Source organism: Streptomyces sp. NPDC101776, from assembly GCF_044766845.1.
Classification (GTDB): domain Bacteria; phylum Actinomycetota; class Actinomycetes; order Streptomycetales; family Streptomycetaceae; genus Streptomyces.
In genome coordinates, this window is the sequence record NZ_JBIWMV010000024.1 from 148,613 (window position 1) to 163,550 (window position 14,938).

13 protein-coding genes and 2 pseudogenes are annotated in these 14,938 nt (G+C 70.3%); 9 read left to right on the forward strand and 6 right to left on the reverse strand.

Annotated features, from left to right (window positions below; translation table 11 throughout):
- The first annotated feature begins 60 nt into the window (after positions 1–60).
- From ACIRRY_RS44540 to tatA, 3 genes and pseudogenes are all read left to right on the forward strand, one after another.
- Positions 61–417, forward strand: a complete 357-nt coding sequence (locus ACIRRY_RS44540; protein WP_403984845.1) for an ArsR/SmtB family transcription factor — start codon at positions 61–63, stop codon at positions 415–417.
- Positions 418–420: 3 nt separating this feature from the next.
- Positions 421–1,033 (forward strand): annotated as a pseudogene (locus tag ACIRRY_RS44545) (magnesium-translocating P-type ATPase); the annotation flags it as partial.
- 77 nt (positions 1,034–1,110) lie between these two features.
- Positions 1,111–1,365: a Sec-independent protein translocase subunit TatA gene (gene tatA / locus ACIRRY_RS44550; protein WP_403984815.1), complete on the forward strand. Its 255-nt coding sequence runs from the start codon at positions 1,111–1,113 to the stop codon at positions 1,363–1,365.
- 49 nt (positions 1,366–1,414) lie between these two features.
- Here tatA and ACIRRY_RS44555 read toward each other — a convergent pair whose 3' ends face one another.
- Together ACIRRY_RS44555 and ACIRRY_RS44560 are read right to left on the reverse strand one after the other, a co-directional pair.
- Positions 1,415–1,855, reverse strand: a complete 441-nt coding sequence (locus tag ACIRRY_RS44555; RefSeq protein ID WP_403984817.1) for a DUF6114 domain-containing protein — start codon at positions 1,853–1,855, stop codon at positions 1,415–1,417.
- Positions 1,855–2,538, reverse strand: a complete 684-nt coding sequence (locus ACIRRY_RS44560; RefSeq protein WP_403984819.1) for a DUF6230 family protein — start codon at positions 2,536–2,538, stop codon at positions 1,855–1,857. Before ACIRRY_RS44560 ends, ACIRRY_RS44555 begins: the two co-directional genes overlap by 1 nt.
- A gap of 696 nt (positions 2,539–3,234) precedes the next feature.
- Between ACIRRY_RS44560 and ACIRRY_RS44565 the strand changes: the two genes are divergently transcribed.
- Positions 3,235–3,888, forward strand: a complete 654-nt coding sequence (locus ACIRRY_RS44565) for a Tat pathway signal sequence domain protein (RefSeq protein ID WP_403984821.1) — start codon at positions 3,235–3,237, stop codon at positions 3,886–3,888.
- Between the two features lie 60 nt (positions 3,889–3,948).
- Here ACIRRY_RS44565 and ACIRRY_RS44570 read toward each other — a convergent pair whose 3' ends face one another.
- Positions 3,949–4,893: a lytic polysaccharide monooxygenase gene (locus tag ACIRRY_RS44570; protein WP_403984823.1), complete on the reverse strand. Its 945-nt coding sequence runs from the start codon at positions 4,891–4,893 to the stop codon at positions 3,949–3,951.
- A gap of 348 nt (positions 4,894–5,241) precedes the next feature.
- Here ACIRRY_RS44570 and ACIRRY_RS44575 point away from each other — a divergent pair, with 348 nt between their 5' ends.
- From ACIRRY_RS44575 to ACIRRY_RS44590, 4 genes are all read left to right on the forward strand, one after another.
- On the forward strand, positions 5,242–7,065 hold the full coding sequence (locus ACIRRY_RS44575; RefSeq protein WP_403984825.1) for a S8 family peptidase: 1,824 nt from the start codon (positions 5,242–5,244) through the stop codon (positions 7,063–7,065).
- 375 nt (positions 7,066–7,440) lie between these two features.
- On the forward strand, positions 7,441–8,091 hold the full coding sequence (locus ACIRRY_RS44580; protein WP_403984827.1) for a ScbR family autoregulator-binding transcription factor: 651 nt from the start codon (positions 7,441–7,443) through the stop codon (positions 8,089–8,091).
- A 76-nt stretch (positions 8,092–8,167) separates the two neighbouring features.
- Positions 8,168–9,388 (forward strand): damage-control phosphatase ARMT1 family protein, encoded by a 1,221-nt coding sequence (locus tag ACIRRY_RS44585; protein WP_403984829.1) that lies wholly within the window; start codon positions 8,168–8,170, stop codon positions 9,386–9,388.
- A 76-nt stretch (positions 9,389–9,464) separates the two neighbouring features.
- Positions 9,465–10,328, forward strand: a complete 864-nt coding sequence (locus ACIRRY_RS44590; protein ID WP_403984831.1) for an LLM class flavin-dependent oxidoreductase — start codon at positions 9,465–9,467, stop codon at positions 10,326–10,328.
- Between the two features lie 89 nt (positions 10,329–10,417).
- Here the strand turns inward: ACIRRY_RS44590 and ACIRRY_RS44595 are convergent.
- Together ACIRRY_RS44595 and ACIRRY_RS44600 are read right to left on the reverse strand one after the other, a co-directional pair.
- Positions 10,418–10,705, reverse strand: a pseudogene (locus tag ACIRRY_RS44595) (endonuclease/exonuclease/phosphatase family protein); the annotation flags it as partial.
- On the reverse strand, positions 10,702–10,944 hold the full coding sequence (locus ACIRRY_RS44600; RefSeq protein ID WP_403984833.1) for a hypothetical protein: 243 nt from the start codon (positions 10,942–10,944) through the stop codon (positions 10,702–10,704). The pseudogene ACIRRY_RS44595 and the gene ACIRRY_RS44600, both read right to left, overlap by 4 nt.
- A gap of 168 nt (positions 10,945–11,112) precedes the next feature.
- On the opposite strand from ACIRRY_RS44600, the gene cyc2 reads away from it, so the two are divergent.
- The gene (gene cyc2 / locus ACIRRY_RS44605; protein ID WP_403984835.1) at positions 11,113–13,266 is read left to right on the forward strand and encodes a germacradienol/geosmin synthase Cyc2; all 2,154 of its coding nucleotides are present in this window, start codon (positions 11,113–11,115) and stop codon (positions 13,264–13,266) included.
- Between the two features lie 26 nt (positions 13,267–13,292).
- On the opposite strand, the gene ACIRRY_RS44610 is transcribed toward cyc2, so the two are convergent.
- The gene (locus ACIRRY_RS44610) at positions 13,293–14,825 is read right to left on the reverse strand and encodes a hypothetical protein (RefSeq protein WP_403984837.1); all 1,533 of its coding nucleotides are present in this window, start codon (positions 14,823–14,825) and stop codon (positions 13,293–13,295) included.
- Positions 14,826–14,938: the final 113 nt, after the last annotated feature.

A 14,938-nucleotide genomic window follows, 5' to 3' on the forward strand; every position in this document is an offset into this window, starting at 1 on the left:
GGCCGCCTGGACTGGCCCGGTTCGCGGGAGGCGAACGGCAGGGGGCGGGAGGCGACGACGGTGGGGACAGCCGGCAGAGGCTTCGACGACCCGTCCGCCGACGTGCTCACGGACGCCGCCGTGGCCTTCGGGCTGCTGGCCTCGCCCGCCCGGCTGCACATCGTGTGGGCGCTGGCCCAGGGCGAGTGCGATGTCACCGGGCTCGCCGAGCGTGTCGGCGGCGCGCTGCCCGCGGTCAGCCAGCACCTCACCAAACTGAAGCTCGCGGGCCTGGTCCGGGCCCGCCGCGAGGGCCGCCGCCAGGTGTACTTCGTCGACGACCCCGACGTGGTCGACGTCGTCCGGCTCGCGATCACCCGCATCGGCGCCCGTGCCGCCCGGTTTGAGCTGCCCGCCCCCCGTCTCCGTGGCCTCTGACACCGCCGCACACCTCAGGACGAGGCCCGCGCGGTCGCCGCCCTGCGCGCGGTGGGACACACGGTCGGCTTCCTCGGGGACGGTCTCGACGACGTGCCCGCGCCGCGCGCCGCCGACGTCTGTATCGCGCCGTGAGCCGCCGTGGACGTGGCACGGGAGGCCGCCGCCATCGTGCTCGCCGGCAAGGACCTCGCCGCGATCCGGCACGCGGTCACGGCCGGGCGGCACGGCGGCGCGAACATCGCCTCGTATCTGCGGATCACGCGCTCCTCGAACCTCGGCAACGGGATCGCGATGCTCGCCGCCAGATTGCTGCTGCCCTTTCCCGCCGATGCTGCGCGGCGCAGGTGCTCGCCCAGAAGCTGTGCTTCGGCGCGGCCCAACTCGCCCTCGCCCACGACCGACCCGGTACCGTGCCGCCGTGCTGCGGCCGGAGGCGTTCCTGACGTTCATCACCGGGTTCGGGGTGCTCAACACGGTCACCGACCTCGCGACCCTCGGCGTGCTCGCGCTCGCCCTGCGCGGCCCGGACGCCGTCGACGACGAAGTGCTGTTCCACTCGGCCCGGTTCACCGAGAACCTGCTCACCCAGGCGCTGGTGATGCTGCTCCTGAGGGGTCTGCGGTTCACCTCAGGGTTGTACAGTTGCGCAACATAGCAACTGTCGTGTGACGGAAGAGGGAGGGTGAGGCCATGCTCCGCAACGGACTGGAACCTTGGCACCTGCTGGTCGTGGCGATCGTCGTCATCCTGCTGTTCGGCTCGAAGAAGCTCCCCGAGGCAGCGCGCGGACTGGGCAAGTCCATGCGCATCCTCAAGAGCGAGGCGAAGGCGATGAAGGAGGAGAACGCCGTGGCGGACCCGGCCCCGGTGCGACCGGCCACGGTCTACACCGAGACCGACTCCCCGGCGGCCACGTCCACGGAGCCGCCCGCGACCGCCCACTGAGCCCACCGACACGTCGGGCCCCGGCGGTCGCCGGGGCCCGGGGGACGGGTCAGGACTGGGGCTGGAGGGACTCCGTGGTCGTCTTCGCGTCGCGCTTGCGGCGGCGGCGTTCCGAGCGCGGCTCCTGGTCCGGCAGCCAGCCGAACGTCATACAGCTCCCCACGATGCCCAGCAGCAGCCCGATGAAGAAGCCGCCGAGGTTCGAGGTGAGCCAGCTCCCGAGGGAGCACAGGATCCCGACGATCGAGTAGAACAGCCGCTGGCCCGGGCTGAAGAGGATCAGCAGTCCGCACAGCATCATCATCACGGGGAGCAGATAGCCGGTCATGCCCTGCATCCCGATGTGCATCGCGACCTTCAGCGACACCTTCTCCGTGAGCAGGATCTCCCCGCCGCCCAGGGTGAGCAACAGCCCACCCCAGAACGGACGGCGGGCCCGCCAGTGCCGGAAGGCGGGCCCTTTCCCCTGCTGTGGCAGGTTCTCCGACATCAGCAACCCGTGTCGCTGAAGCTGAGCTTGAGGCCCGGCAGCTTGAACACACCCGCTGTGGTGGCGTAGTTGGTCTGCCGCAGGTTGTCGATGTGCACGGTGTCGGCCTGCTGGCTGAAGACGCCCTTCTTGCCCTGCACGCCCGCCTTGTTGAGTGTGCTGGCGTCGTTGCCGATCTCGATGTTGTTGAAGGACGCGTTACCGGACATCTCCGTCGAGTCGGTCGTCAGGTCGGTCGCCGTCACCTTCGTGGCGCCGCTGCCGGCCTTGATCAGCAGGTTGATCCCGCCCAGGTCGACGCTCTGGCACAGACTGTCGAGCGTGGCGTTCTTGATGGCGGAGGTGATGATCAGCTCCTGGCCGCCGGTGTCGCCCGCGTTCGGGCTGTCCGGGATCATGTTGTCGAGGTCGCCGAACTGCTCGAAGCCGGTGCCGTCCATCGACTTGGCGGTGACCGTGAACGGCATGCCGGAGATGGAGAACTGCACGCCCAGGGCACCTTGCGCGGTGAGCACCGCGAGGGCCGCGGCGGTGAGCGTGGCCGGCACCGCCATGATCGCGGCGCGGCGCAGTCGGACCTGACCGCGTCTTTCGGGCCCCCCGGCGGTGTCGGGTGCGGAACCGCTCTCCGGCTGCTCGGGGGTGTTTCCGTTGGACGAGTTGGCGTCCGAGGGTGAAGCCATGTCTGCTCCCATGTGCTGCTCTGGTTCAACGCGAGTCGATGTCGAAGTGGCGCGTTGTCCTGGCGCGGACAGCGAGTGCGGCGTACCCCTCCCCACAACTCCCGGCGGGTGCAAGGGCTTTCAGGTTACGCAGCAGTAGCCGTCGAGGAAGTTACCGGGGGTTACATTCGAGGGTCAAGGGAGTTGTGAAAAAAGAGTGTCGATCATGTGTCACCTGTAGGGCAAGGGCTTCCCGCGCAGCCGCAAAGCCTCGATTTGTACATCAACTTGCCCTACATCTCTTGACGTTGACTGACACTCAGGTCTACAACTCTCCCTTGTTTGCCGGATCCGTGGCGCCGGATCCGCCGCGCGGCACGAGCCGCGTTCCCGGACTTCCCTTTCCGCAGGGGCACTTCACCGCCCCCCCAGAGTCCGAACCCTCCGCGGCCCGGCACGGCCGCTTCCCCCTGGCCCGTGCCGTCCGCCCCACCGCCCGGCCCGGCCGGAGACCCCCAACCCCCGCGGGTCACCGGCCGGTCACCGGCCGGCCGCCGCCCCGGCCCGTCACGTACGGAGAAGGCGTCACGGGCCGGCGGCGGCGAACTCGCGTCCCCCAAGGCGCGGTTGCCTCACCCTCGGAAGTCCCCCAAGTTCCCCCACCCCCCAAAGAACCCCCCGGTTCGACCCTCCATCTCGAAGAAGAGGTACACCCGCATGCGCACTCGCACCGTCCTCACCCTCGTCGGCTCCGTCGCCGCGCTCACCCTCCCCTTCACCGTCCCGGCGTCGGCGGACGGCACCGCCGTGCTCACCACCGGCAGCCTCGGCGGTACGGCCGTCGCCGTCGGCGATGTCCTCACGGCGCCGCTGGCCACCGGCACCTCGGCCACCCTGTACTCCAGCGCGACCGGCACCAGCGGCATCAAGTGCACCTCGTCGCAGTTCACCGCGACCGTCACCGACAACCCGACCGCGCCGGGCACCGCCACCGAGTCCGTCTCCGGGCAGACCTTCACCAGCAGCAGCTGCACGAGCAACGTCCTCGGCGTTCTCGGTGTCTCCAGCATCACGGTCGACAACCTGCCGTACAGCACCGCGGCGGTCTCGGACGGCACCCTGACCGTCACCCCGGCCAGCGGCTCCACCATCCAGACCACGGTCAAGCTGACCACCCTGCTGGGCAGCATCACCTGCGTCTACCAGGCGCCCAGCCTGTCCGGCACGTCCAACAACACCGACACCAGCATCAACTTCACCAGCCAGGCCTTCACCAAGACCTCCGGCTCGTCCCTGTGCTTCAGCGCGGGCTACTTCACCGCGAAGTACGCCCCGGTGACGGACAACGGCGCGGCGGTCTACACCAACTGAGGCCGTAAGCAAGGAGATCCACCACAACTGAGGATCAACCAGGGCCTGTAGGCGTCGAGTTCAGCGTCGACGCAGTCGCAGGGCCAGGGCGGCGCCCCCGGTGAGCACCAGCACCGCGGCGGCGCCGCCCGCCATCATGGGCGCCGAAGGACCGCTCGAAGAGGCGTCGGTGTCGGACGCCACCGGACTGCTGCCCGGCGCGGTGCCCTCCTCGGCGGGGGAGGCCTTCTGCGCCGTGGCGGAGGCCGGAGCCTTGGCCGAACTGCTCGCGGCGGCGGGGGACTTGGTCGCGGACGCCGACGGGCTCGGCGTCTTCCCCTTCGAACCGGCCGTCCCTGTCGTGGGCGTCGGCGAAGCGGTGGTGCCCCCGGGGAACACCACGTCCGAGCACGAGTAGTAGGTGTCCTCTGTGCTGCTGTTCTGCCAGATGGTGTAGATCAGCTGGCGCCCGGTCCGGCCCGTCGGCAGCGTCGCCTTGATGCGGTACGCGCCGCCGGTCAGCGGCGGGTCCTTCACCTCGGCGAACGGCTGTGCCGGCAGCTCGGACCAGGTGAGCGGCTTCGCCGGATCGTAACCGGCCTTCGTCAGATACAACTTGAACGTGCCGGTGTGCGCGATCGTCGAGGCGTACGTCATCGTCAGCTTCGCCCCCGGAGTCAGCCGCGTCGACGGAAAGTCGGTGCGGGCGAGGTCGAGTCCCTTGTAGTCGGCCAGACCGCCGCTGCACAGCTTCCCGTCGGGGATCAGCTGCCGGTCCCGTCCGTTGATGTCCGGGACCCGGACGTTGTCCCAGAAGGTGAAGGGCCCGCCGTTCGCCGTCACGGCCGCCTTGCAGGCCGCCGTCCCGGCCGCGCTGCCGCCGTTCGGAGAGCAGGCGTACACCCGGCTGACCGGATACGTCGGCGCCCCGTGCGCCTGCGCCGGACCCGCCGCCCAGACGGTGAGCAGCAGCGGGGCCATGGCGGCGGCCGCCATGGCAGTGCGATGTGCGGTCATCCGGGACATCCGGAACGTCTCCTCGGCCGGCGCGGCAACGGTCTGTTCGTGGAATACGGAAACCGGGCCCGGCGCGTTCAGTCCGTCCCCTTCGGGCCTTCCCTTGCCGCGAATCGGGATCTACCTGGTCAACTGGCTGATAATCAGGGGTGGTTTCCGGCCTGATCGAGGGTTTCCCCCGTATCCGTATGACCTTCTCTTTGCCTATCGTTTGGCCACAGGTGACCCGCAGGCAACCCCTGTCGAGGTAGTCGCCCGCGCCCGGCGCTCTCTGGCTCGACCCCCCGCCGCTTCGACGACGAAGCGAATCGACCGCCGCTCCGCGCTGCTTGGAGTACGGCCACGAAAGGCAAGCCCTTGCGCACTCCCACGGCATTCCCCACCGGACGGACCCTGATATCCGTCGCCGCGGTCTCCGCGGCCCTCCTCGCCACGGTCGCCACCTCGGCCGCCGTCGCCCAGGTGCCCCCCACCCAGGCCGCCGCGCCGGCCCTCCCCGGACAGACCGAGGCCGCTCCCGGCGCCCTCGCCGAGCGTCTCATCGTCGGCTACAAGTCCGGTGCGGCGGAGGCGAGTTCGAACCGCGCCGCCGAGGCCGACGCCACCGCCAAGGGCAAGGAGACCGGCGAGAGCGTCGACTTCCAGCGCCGCCTCGGCACCGGCGCCGCTCTCGTCGGCCTCGGCGACGCGCACAGCACGACCGAAGTCGCCGACGTCATCGCCGAGTTCAAGGCCGACCCGCAGGTCTCCTACGTCGTACCGGACCGGCTGAACACCCCGCAGGCCGACCCGAACGACACCGAGTACGGCAAGCAGTGGGACCTCTTCGAGTCCACGGCCGGCATGAACGTGCCCGCCGCGTGGCCGACTTCGACCGGCAGCGGTGTGACCGTCGCCGTCATCGACACCGGCTACGTCACCCACTCCGACCTCGCCGCGAACATCGTCGCCGGATACGACTTCATCACCGACACCGCCGTCTCGGTCGACGGCGACGGCCGCGACAGCAACCCGGCCGACCCCGGCGACTACTACGCGGCCAACGAGTGCGGCACGGGCATCGGGGCGAGCAACTCCTCCTGGCACGGCACGCACGTGGCCGGCACCATCGCCGCCGTCACCAACAACAGCAAGGGCATCGCGGGCATCGCCTACGGCGCGAAGATCTCCCCGCTGCGCGTCCTCGGCAAGTGCGGCGGCTACGACTCCGACATCATCGACGCCATCACCTGGGCGTCCGGCGGCACCGTCTCCGGCGTCCCCGCCAACGGCAACATCGCCAAGGTCGTCAACATGAGCCTCGGCGGCGACGGTGCCTGCACCTCGGCCACCCAGGGCGCGATCACCGCCGCCGTGAACCGCGGTACCACGGTCGTCGTGGCGGCGGGCAACGACAACGACAACGTCGCGAACCACTCGCCGGGCAACTGCGCCAACGTCATCTCGGTCGCTGCCACCAACCGCGCCGGCGCGAAAGCGTCCTACTCCAACTACGGTACGGGCGTGGACATTTCGGCCCCTGGCGGCCAGACCAGCACCGGCACCGCCAACGGCATCTACTCCACGCTGAACTCCGGCACCAAGACGGCGTCCACCGAGTCGTACGCCTACTACCAGGGCACCAGCATGGCCACCCCGCACATCGCGGGCCTGGTCGCGCTCATGAAGTCGGCGAACTCCTCGCTGACCCCGGCCCGGATCGAGTCGGCCATCAAGGCCAACGCCCGAGCCCTGCCCGGCAGTTGCTCCGGCGGCTGCGGTGCGGGACTCGCGGACGCGGCGAAGACCGTCCAGGCCGTGAGCGGTGGTAGCGGTGGCGGTACGACGACGACGGGGACGACCTTCTCCAGCACCACCGCCGTGGCCGTCCCCGACGCGGGCTCGGCCGTGGAGTCCTCGATCGCGGTCAACGGCCTTACCGGCAACGCGCCTTCGGCCCTCCAGATCGGCGTCGACATCACCCACACCTACCGCGGTGACCTCGTCCTCGACCTGGTCGCGCCGGACGGTTCGACGTACCGGCTGAAGGCCGCGAGCACCTCGGACTCCGCCGACGACGTCAAGGCCACCTACACGGTCGACGCGTCCGGTGAGACCGCCAACGGCACCTGGAAGCTGCGCGTCCAGGACACCGCCGCGCAGGACACCGGCACGCTCAACAGTTGGAAGCTCACCTTCTGACAGCGAGCCTGACGGCGGCACTGGCAGCGGGCCCGACAGTGCGCCTGGCGGTGCTTGGGAGTGCCTCAGGTGGCACAGGGTATCCACAGAAACAGACCGACTGACCCGTAAGGTAAGGCGTCTCCCCGGGGGCGCCTCGCCGGGGCGGTCGGTCTTCTGTGTGGCCGGTAACCGGTGTTGACACGTGCCACGGATACCGAAAGTGGTCAAGAGTCGGGGCGGGGGTGACGCAGGGGTGCAAGTGATGGGAACGTGAGGGGTGTTGGCAGTCTTGGGGTGCAAAGTCGGCACCGCCGCACGGTGAGCTACTGTCTACAGGGGGTAATAAAAAACGGCATGGGCCGTTGTTTTTCCTTCAGGGGAGTATGTCAGTCGATGGTGAGGCAGCTACGGGCCGAGCAGACCCGCACAACGATCATCACGGCCGCCGCCGAGCTGTTCGACCGGCAGGGCTATGAATCCACCAGCCTGAGCGACATCGTCGACCACGCTCAAGTCACCAAAGGCGCCCTGTACTTCCACTTCGCGGCCAAAGAAGACCTGGCCCACACGATCCTGGAGCTGCAGGCCAAGGCCTCGCGCCGGATCTCCAAGGAGATGGACAACCGGGGCTACTCCTCACTGGAGACGTTGATACGTGTCACGTTCGCCATGACACGGCTGGCCATCGAGGGCCCCATCCCACGCGCCGGACTCCGGCTCGCCGCAGGAGAGATAGAGGTACGGCCCCCGATGCCGCACCCCTTCACCGAGTGGCTCGACATCGCCTCCCGCAAACTCACGGGCGCGGTCGCGGAAGCCGACGCCCACCCCGACATCGACGTGGACGCGGTCGCCCACACCCTCGTCGGCCTCTTCGTAGGCATCCGCGTCCTGGGCCGCACCCTCGAACCGGTCGCCCTCCAGCCCCGCCGAACGGCCGAGATGTGGCACCTGGTGATCCGCGGGCTGGTGCCTGTGCCACGCCGTGCCCGCTATCTCAGCTTGGCGGCGCGGCTGGAGCGGGAGATCGAGGTGGGGGGCTGACCCGCTGGGTGCAGCGAGGTCGGCCGGCCCGCCCGGCAGGCCGGAGTCGACCGGGCGGCCCGGTACGGTGAGGCGCATGCCCGTCACCCCCGCCGCGTCCGTGATCCTCGGCAACGAGCCCGGCTCGTTTCCCCGCAGCGTGCTGGCCGAACGGCACCCGGCGATCATCCAGCAGGTCCGGGACGCCTTCCCCTACGGCCCCGGGCAGCACCGTGCTCTCGACGCCCTCCTGAAGAACTGCACCGAGGGCCCGGTCGAACCCCTCCCCGCGACCGCCGCCGACCACGACCGGTGGGCGGCCTGGGGCACCGACACCTACGCCGGACAGTCCTGGTACGACGTGCCCTGGCTCTGGTCCGAGAGCTACTTCTACCGCCAACTCCTCGACGCCGTGGGCTACTTCGGCCCCGGCGCCTGGCAGGGCATCGACCCGTTCCGCCCCTTCAAGCGCGCCGAACTCGACGCCCCCGAGACGGACGAGGAACTCGCCGCACTCGACGCGCTAGAGGGCAAGTCGCCCGAAGAGCGCGACCGGGCCCTGCTGCACGGCTCCCTCTGGGGCAACCGCGCGGACCTCGGCTTCCGTCTCTCCGCGGCCGGGGCGGAGTCGGCCACACAGGCCCCCGTCCCGGCGCTGGTCGCCGACGACAGCGAACTGCTCTGGTCACTCCTGTCCGGCGACGGCGACGGCACCGGCACGGGCACCGGCACCGGCACCGGGAATGGCACCCTCTGCCTCGTCGCCGACAACGCGGGCCGCGAACTCATCCCCGATCTCCTGCTGTTGGCGCACCTTCTCGACCAAGGGCGCATCGAGCGCGCGGTACTTCACATCAAGCCGCACCCCTACTACGTCTCCGATGCCACGACCGCCGACGTGGTCGACGCCCTGCACCGGCTGACCGGAGCGCCGGGTGCCGCGGCGACGTACGGCCACCGCCTCTGGTCGGCCATGACGGACGGCCGCCTCACCGTGCGCGCCCACCCCTTCTCCTGCGCCCCGCTGCCGTACGCCGAGATGCCCGCCGACCTCCGCGCCGAGTTCGCCGCCGCCACCCTGACGATCGTGAAGGGCGACCTCAACTACCGCCGCCTGGTGGGCGATCGCCTCTGGACCCCGACCACTCCTTTCGCGGACGTCACCGCCTACTTCCCGGGCCCGGTCGCCGCCCTGCGCACCCTCAAGTCCGATGTGATCACGGGCCTGGACGCGCGCACCGAGGCCGCGTTGGTCGCGGCGGAGGGGCAGCGCTGGCGTACCGGCGGCACCCATGCGCTGATTCAGGTGCGGGCGTGAACGGGGTGTCCCCGGAGCCCGTCGTGCTGTTGGGTCGTCACTGACGTTCTTGTCGGACGAGGGGAGTACGACCGAGATGCGTATCGGAGTGGCACCGCACCGCCTGTGGCCCGACCGGGACGAGGAGGTGGACGCGGTCCTTCAACTCGCTGTCAGAGCGGAGGAGTCGGGCCTCGACCACGTCTTCGCGAGCGGCCACGCGGTGGCCGGTGCGACCGGCGTGACCCCGGACCCGCTGATCCTGCTGGCCGCCGTGGCCGGGGCGACGCGACGGATCGGGCTGGTCACCAGCGTGCTGGTGCTGCCGCTGTACAACGCGCTGATCCTGGCCCATCAGGCCGCCACCCTCGACCGCCTCTCCGGCGGCCGTTTCACGCTCGGTGTCGGCACCGGTTGGGACACCGAGGAGTACGCGGCCGTCGGCGTCCCGTTCGCGGGCCGAGGCCGCCGGACCGACGAACAGCTCGCCGTCGTACGGCAGTTGTGGCGCGGCGAGGGTTCCGCGCGGCTCGGGGTGCTGCCCCGAACCGAGGGCGGACCCAGGGTCTGGATCGGCGGGCAGAGTGACGCGGCGCTGCGCAGGGCCCTGCGGTTCGGCGAGGCGTGGCACGGCTCCGGGGTCGATGCCGAGGGACTCACCGGGGTGCGGGCGCGACTCGACGTGCTCGGCGAAGAAGTGGGACGCGATCCCGGTGAACTGGCGTTGACAGCAGGCCTGTTCCTCGTGCCGCCCGGTTTCACGCCCGCCGTGAAGGTACCGGGGCGCCCGCTGGGCGGAGCCGACGCGAGCGCCCAGAGCGTCCGGGACGAGCTCGGCCGGCTGTCCGAAGCCGGGCTGGTCTCCGCGTCCCTGTGGCTGCCGGTGAGCACGGAGGCGCTGCCGGACGCGCTCGCGTGGGTCGGCGAGGAACTCGTCCCGCACCTGTCCGGACAGCCCTGACCCAGCCGTACGTCCTGCCACACCATCCGGTGGTCCGACGTCACGACCGTCGTGCCGTCGCCGACCAGGCGGTACAGAGAGTCGTCCGAGGTCGGCCAGAACACGCCGTTGCCGCGCGGGACCAGCCCCTGGGACGGCAGGACGTGGTCCACCCGCAGATTGCCGGGGGCGGTGTCGCTGAAGTCGCCCGTGTCGTGGGCCGGGTTGTCGATCTGGCCGACGTTCGCGCCGCCCTGGAGCTTCGCCGCCTCGACCCCGCCCGCGCCGGCGGGCGGCTTCGCGGGCAGGTTGATCGCCGGGTGGTCGAGGAACTGCCGTACGGCGTGGTCGTAGCTGTCGCCGTCGCACGGATCGGCGTTCTGGTCACCCGCGATCACCCGCTGGATCGTCTCGGCGACATATTGCGCGCCTGGGCGTTGTCGGGTGTCGACAGGTCGGTGACCAGCGCGCCCTGCGTGCCCCGGTTCAGCGAGGCGTTGAACGTGGCGAACCGCACGGTCCGCCCGGACCCGTGGCGATCGGACGCCGCCGCCGGGAACGCGGCGGTGCCGGCCGGCGCCGCCCCGGCCAGGGAGGCGAGCGCGGTGCGGCGGGAGAAGGAGCCGGCATGGTTCATCGGGACTCCGGTGAGGGAGGGGACACGTGAACCCCCGTAGTCCGCGCGCCTAGAAGTGAACGCCACAAGATGCCGCGAAAACTCATGGGTTCACCCTCGATTCACGCGATGGTGTGATCATGTCCCCTGCCCGGGATGGCCGCCCAGGGCCACGGGTAGGGCCCGGCCATGACCCAGCCGTTCGAACTCCCGCACTTCTACATGCCGTATCCCGCACGCCTCAACCCGCATCTGGACGAGGCCCGCGCCCACTCCTCCACGTGGGCGCGCGAGATGGGCATGCTGGAGGGCTCCGGGATCTGGGAGCAGGCCGATCTCGACGCGCACGACTACGGCCTGCTCTGCGCCTACACCCACCCCGACTGCGACGGGCCCGCCCTGTCGCTGATCACCGACTGGTACGTGTGGGTGTTCTTCTTCGACGACCACTTCCTGGAGATCTTCAAGCGCAGCCAGGACCGCGCCGGCGGCAAGGCCTACCTGGACCGGCTGCCGCTGTTCATGCCGCTCGACCTGACAACCCCCGTACCGGAGCCGGAGAATCCGGTCGAGGCGGGACTCGCCGACCTGTGGGCGCGCACCGTGCCGTCGATGTCCGTCGACTGGCGCCGCCGCTTCGCCGTCGCCACCGAGCATCTGCTCAACGAGTCCCTGTGGGAGCTGTCCAACATCAACGAGGGGCGGGTCGCCAACCCCGTCGAGTACATCGAGATGCGCCGCAAGGTGGGCGGCGCGCCCTGGTCGGCCGGTCTGGTGGAGTACGCGACCTCCGAAGTGCCCGCGTCCGTGGCCGAGGAGCGGCCGCTGCGGGTGCTGATGGAGACCTTCTCCGACGGCGTCCACCTGCGCAACGACCTCTTCTCCTACCAGCGGGAGGTCGAGGAGGAGGGCGAGTTGAGCAACGGCGTGCTCGTCCTGGAGACCTTCTTCGGCTGCACCACCCAGGAGGCCGCCGACACCGTCAACGACGTCCTCACCTCCCGCCTCCACCAGTTCGAGCACACCGCGTTCACCGAAGTGCCCGCCGTGGCCCTGGAGAAAGGTCTCACCCCGGACGAGGTCAGGGCGGTCGCCGCCTACGCCCACGGCCTCCAGGACTGGCAGTCCGGCGGCCACGAATGGCACCTGCGCTCCAGCCGCTACATGAACGAAGGCGCCCTCGACAACTCGCCGTTGAACGGACCGACCGGCATCGGCACCTCCGCCACCGACGTCGGCGCCCTGCTCGCCGCGGCCGGCGCCGAGCGGCTGCGCGCCTACACCCACGTGCCCTTCCAGAAGGTCGGCCCCTCCCAACTCCCCGACTTCTACATGCCGTTCCAGGTCGAACTGAGCCCGCACCTCGACGGCGCCCGGCACCGCCTCGTCGACTGGACGCACTCCGTGGGCATGCTGGAGGAGGGCGTCTGGGACGAGGAGAAACTCGCCGCCGCCGACCTCCCGCTCTGCGCGGCGGGCATCGACCCGGACGCCACCGAGGCTGCCCTCGACCTCAGCTCGCGCTGGCTCGCCTGGGGGACCTACGGCGACGACTACTACCCCCTCGTCTACGGCATCCGCGGCGACCTCGCCGCCGCCCGCGTCACCACGGCACGCCTCTCGGAGTGCATGCCCGTCGAGGGGGAGACGGCCCTCGTGCCGGTCAACGGCATGGAGCGCGGCCTCATCGACCTGTGGGCCCTCACCACCGCCGAGATGCCCCTGGACGACCGGCGCACTCTGAAGGACTCCATCAACACGATGACCGAGAGCTGGGTCTGGGAGCTGGGCAACCAGATCCAGCACCGCGTCCCCGACCCGGTCGACTACCTGGAGATGCGCCGCGCCACCTTCGGCTCCGACCTCACCCTCAGCATGTGCCGCATGGGCCACGGCCCGAAGGTCCCGCCCGAGGTCTACCGCACCGGCCCCGTCCGCTCCCTGGAGAACGCGGCCATCGACTACGCCTGTCTCCTCAACGACGTCTTCTCCTACCAGAAGGAGATCGAGTACGAGGGTGAGGTCCACAACGCCATCCTTGTCGTCCAGAACTTCTTCGGCATCGACTACCCGACCGCGCTCGGCGTCGTCCACGACCTGATGACCCAGCGCATGCGCCAGTTCGAACACGTCGCCGCGAACGAACTGCCCATCGTCTACGTCGACTTCGAGCTCTCGGACGAGGCACGCGAGATCATGCGGGGCTATGTGACCGACCTCCAGCACTGGATGGCGGGCATCCTCAACTGGCACCGCGAGGTCGACCGCTACAAGTCCGCGTACCTGGCCCGGCGTTCACACGGCTTCCTCCCGGACCGGGTGCCGGCGATGCCCTTCGCCTGACGACCCCTCACCCGAGATCCCTGGCCTCACCCGAGATCTCTGGGATCCCGGACCCGCTCCGCCACGTCCTCGGCGAGCTCCCGTACGGCCGTCGCGGCGGCGCCCGAGAGCTCGCCGAGTATCGCGTCGGCTGCGGCCAGCGTCACCCGGGCCTCCGCCGGGAGGTCCGCGTCGGCCAGCGCGCGGGTCAGGGCGTAGTGCTCCTCGGCGACGAACCGGCCGAGGTTCACGCCCTGCCAGTGCCGCAGCGACTCGTCCCCGGGGTCGGTCAGCGCGCCCCGGAGGATTGTCAACGTCCCTGCGGCCTCGGTGAGTTGACCCGTCTCCCGCTCCAGGCGGGACTGTGTCAGCCGGGCCGAGACGCGGTCCCACGCCGAGTCCTGGAGGGCGGCGTAGCGGCGCTGGGCGCGCAACGCCTGGACGCGGTCGCCCAGTTGCTCGAACTCGTGGGCCAACGCGCCCAGGGGAGACGGGTTCAGTGCCTTCGGGGTGTCCGGCAGCCGCAACAGGCTCTGGTCCAGCTCGATCTCGTCCAACCGGCGGATCAGGGCTGCCCGCGCCAACTCGATGAGCCCCTGATCGGCCGCCAACTCGGTCCAGGTGGACGGAGGTTCGTCGGAGGGGTCCGTACCGAAGAGAGACTCGTCCAGCTCCCGGGCCCACTCGCGCAGGGCCGCTCCGTCCGCGTCCGGCCCCGGCATCTCGCCCAGCCCGCACGCGGTGTCGAAGTCCGTCTCCCGCACCTCGTGCAGCAACGGCAGATCCTCGGCGTGCCCGCGCAGGCCCACCAGCACGGCGGCGAGCCGCAGTTCGTCCGTCATCGACGACTCCGTCTCGCGCCGTAGCAGCTGCCGCAGCAACTCCAGGTCACCGTCCGCGCGGTCGAACTGCGCGGCCCGCAGGGCCAGTCGACGCCGTACGGGGTCCCCGGCCACCGTGTCCCACACCGTGCGGTCACCCGCGCGCAGCGCCGCCAGATCCACCCGCCCCCGGGCGAGCACCGGCTCCCACAGCGGGGGACGGGGATGCCGGTCGAGGAGGGCGTAGGCGCCGCCCTCCTCCGCGTTCAGGAGCAGGAAGTCGGGCTCCGTGCGCAGCAGGGCCGCGTGCAGCATGCCGATCAGCTCGACCGGGGAACGCACGGACAGGCCCAGGGCGGCGCGGAGTTCGGGCCGCGCCTCGTCCAGGTTGTAGTCCTCGCGGAACTCGTCCTCCGTCTCCGCGACCAGGGACAGGATCTTCTCGGGCCCGTCGGACGGGGACAGGTCCAGATGATCGCGCCAGCCCGGCAGACCGATCACCAGCTCCAGCGCCTCGTCGACACTGGAGCCGATGATCCCGGCCGAGCCCTCCGAGTCGGCGTACAGCACGGAACCGTCCGCGCACTCGAAGTACGTACCTCCCGAGCCGTCACCGGCGACCGGCCGCAGCGGGGCGCCCGAGGCCAGCCGGACCTCCTCGACGTGGTCCGTGCGGTCCAGGTCGAAGTCGAAGGGGAACGCGGCCAGTTCGGCCAGGTGAGCGTGCCGGCGCAGCAGTCGCAAGGTGTGATCGGTCATGTCACAGAACGTAACAGGCGGCACTGACATTGATGCTGGTACTCAGGTTCCGGTGGCTGTGGCTCGGGCACTGACTGACGTCCTGCTGGGCTGTCCTCAAGTTGTTCTGTCCG